We start from the raw sequence: 2,406 nt of genomic DNA, 5'->3' as shown, positions 1-2,406 counted from the left end.
TAACTATTAAGCGGTTATACGGATGGCGGAGCCATAGCTATAACCGTCTGTTGAACGGCCGCTGATTGTGCAGGGGATTTGCTTTTTAACGCTCTGTTTTCCCTGTCAACCTGCGGTTTGTCTATGAGTGTTTTTTACCGGCTGTCCACGCCTGATCTCACTCACACGGTTCACTTTTCTTTCTGATATAGCTCTGTTTTAACCTTTTTCAGCCCGTCAGGCAAGCCGTGTCCCTCGGGATATACCCGAAGGGGGTAACTCATTGTTCCTGTTACCGTCTATCGTTTATGCACTGCTGACCTTCGGCGGACAGACGTCCGCTTTTTTCACTTCTCCTGTACAACGAATACCCTGGCTACCACATTCCGGACAATGAGGCTTTTTATCTTCGGTAATGTTCTCTTTCTCAGGTTCTGCCTGTACCACAACCTTGCGTATCACTGCCAGTGATTTTGCTCTGATCGCATTGGCGAGATAACCATAATGCCTGATGCGCATAAAACCCTTTGGCAGTACATGCAGTAAATACCGTCGAACCAGTTCTCGACACGTCAGCTGTAAAACTGCAGGACGGTGGTGTTTGTAGTCATAACAGGACAGAGTGATCTGCTCTCCACCCTGATACTTCAGGCGATGATTACTCAGCCCGATCCGGTGACTGTAACGGGCCAGATACTGAACCAGTGTATCCCGGTAATGGATGGCACTTTTGCTGTAAACCACCCACGTTTTTTTCATCAGCTGATTCAGCTTCCGGGTGATCTCTGTTTTATTCAGCTCCATCATCAGGCCCTGTTGCTCAGCGTCGCGGAGTAAACTGACCATAATCCCTCTGAAACGATGAGATAACGCTTTAACCGGCAACAGATAGTTTTTATTCTGTTTTTTCCACTTCCGGCCATATTTCAGTACACCCGCCGGTATCAGGCAGTGCAGATGAACATGCCGGTTCAGTCGTTGCCCCCATGTATGCAGTACGGCAGTCATACCGGGGAGGCCTTTCAGTTTGCGTTCACTCAGTCCTTTCAGTGCGGCCCAGCTGGCCCGGAACAACAGCCGATAAATCAGTCCGTCGTAACGGGCTGTCCACTCATTCAGTTCATGAGGCAGAGTAAAAACCAGATGGAAGTATGGAACCGGCAGAAGTTGCTGCTTCTGTTTTTCATACCAGTGCTGACTGGCATGGGTCTGGCACTGAGGGCAGTGTCTGTCACGACAGCTATGATGCCATAACCAGCGAGAATGACAGGCGGTACACTGATAAAGGGCGCTACCCATTTTAGCCGTTCGACAGTCCATCAGGTGATGCAGAACCTGCCATTGCCTCGGACTGGCCCGGATCTGGCCTTTCTGATAGCAATACCGGATGACTTCAGCCAGATTCAGTTTACTCATGGCGTCACCCAAAGATCACGCACAAGATCCTCGTTCAGACATCGGGCACTGTCCATCATGGCAATCCATTGCAGATAACGGAGTGTTGTACTGATCTGCTTATGTCCCAGCAATAGCTGCAACCGGGGTAATGGCATACCGGCCATGAGCTGATGAGTGGCAAAGGCATGGCGTAAGCTGTGAAACCTGATCTCTTTTGTTATCCCTGCTCTCTGAGCGGCCTCTTTCACTTCAAGCCTCAGATATTTTTTATCCAGTGGACGATCTTTATATTGCCCGTAAATCACAACATCATCGGGATGGTACTGACGCCAGTAAATACGCAGGTTCTCTTTTAATCCCTCAGAAAACAGGACAAAGCGGTCTTTCTGGCCCTTGCCCTGGCGCACTTTGATACGGTTATGCTGGCCATCCAGGTCATGGATTCGTAGCTGGCTGATCTCACCAATCCTCATCCCCGTGGCATAGGCCAGAATCACAGCGGCTTTCTGCTTGCCATGGTTGCAGTGCTGAATAATTGCTCTGACTTCATCGGGATAAAGCAAGTCAGGAATCTTCTGGGCTTTCTTCGGGTGAGGGAGTTCTAATGGCCCTATTGGGCGATGCAGTACCTGAACATAAAGGAAGTGGATGGCATGAATCGCTTGCCGACAACTGGAACAGGACCAGTGTCGCTCACGAATCAGGTAAAGCAGATATTGCTGTAGCTCAGCTATTGTTAAGTCATGGGGTGACCGATGATAATACCTTGCTAACTCTGTGATCTGATAAAGATAGGCTTTTTGGGTTGCAGAGCTATAACCTCTCAGAGTCATCTGATCAGTCATTTGCTGGCGTAACGGAGTCATCTTGAAGTCTCCAGCAGATGGATGGAAACTTAAGTCTGGTTGATATCCGGAGGGTTACGCCCGCTCCGCGAAGCGGCTTAGTTCAACATTTTAATATCACGCATGCGCGTTTTCCCCGGATTTTGACTTTACCGAGAAATGCCATAACTGATTGTTCAGGAAG

2 protein-coding genes are annotated in these 2,406 nt (G+C 49.1%); both read right to left on the bottom strand.

Going from position 1 to position 2,406, the window contains the following annotated elements; genetic code table 11:
- Positions 1–285: 285 nt before the first annotated feature.
- The gene (locus H4O21_RS23915) at positions 286–1,395 is read right to left on the bottom strand and encodes an IS91 family transposase (RefSeq protein WP_182812341.1); all 1,110 of its coding nucleotides are present in this window, start codon (positions 1,393–1,395) and stop codon (positions 286–288) included.
- Positions 1,392–2,243, bottom strand: a complete 852-nt coding sequence (locus tag H4O21_RS23910) for a tyrosine-type recombinase/integrase (protein ID WP_182812338.1) — start codon at positions 2,241–2,243, stop codon at positions 1,392–1,394. Before H4O21_RS23910 ends, H4O21_RS23915 begins: the two co-directional genes overlap by 4 nt.
- Positions 2,244–2,406 lie beyond the last annotated feature (163 nt).

Source organism: Oceanospirillum sediminis (assembly GCF_014164585.1).
Classification (GTDB): Bacteria; Pseudomonadota; Gammaproteobacteria; order Pseudomonadales; family Halomonadaceae; genus Oceanospirillum; species Oceanospirillum sediminis.
The sequence above is the reverse complement of the archived record's forward strand: the minus strand, read 5'-3'. Positions and strand labels throughout refer to the sequence as shown.

What these genes read in the sequence shown, in the direction of transcription:
- H4O21_RS23915 (WP_182812341.1), bottom strand. Translation starts at nt 1,395, where the DNA reads ATGAGTAAACTGAATCTGGCTGAAGTCATCCGGTATTGCTATCAGAAA.
- H4O21_RS23910 (WP_182812338.1), bottom strand. Translation starts at nt 2,243, where the DNA reads ATGACTCCGTTACGCCAGCAAATGACTGATCAGATGACTCTGAGAGGT.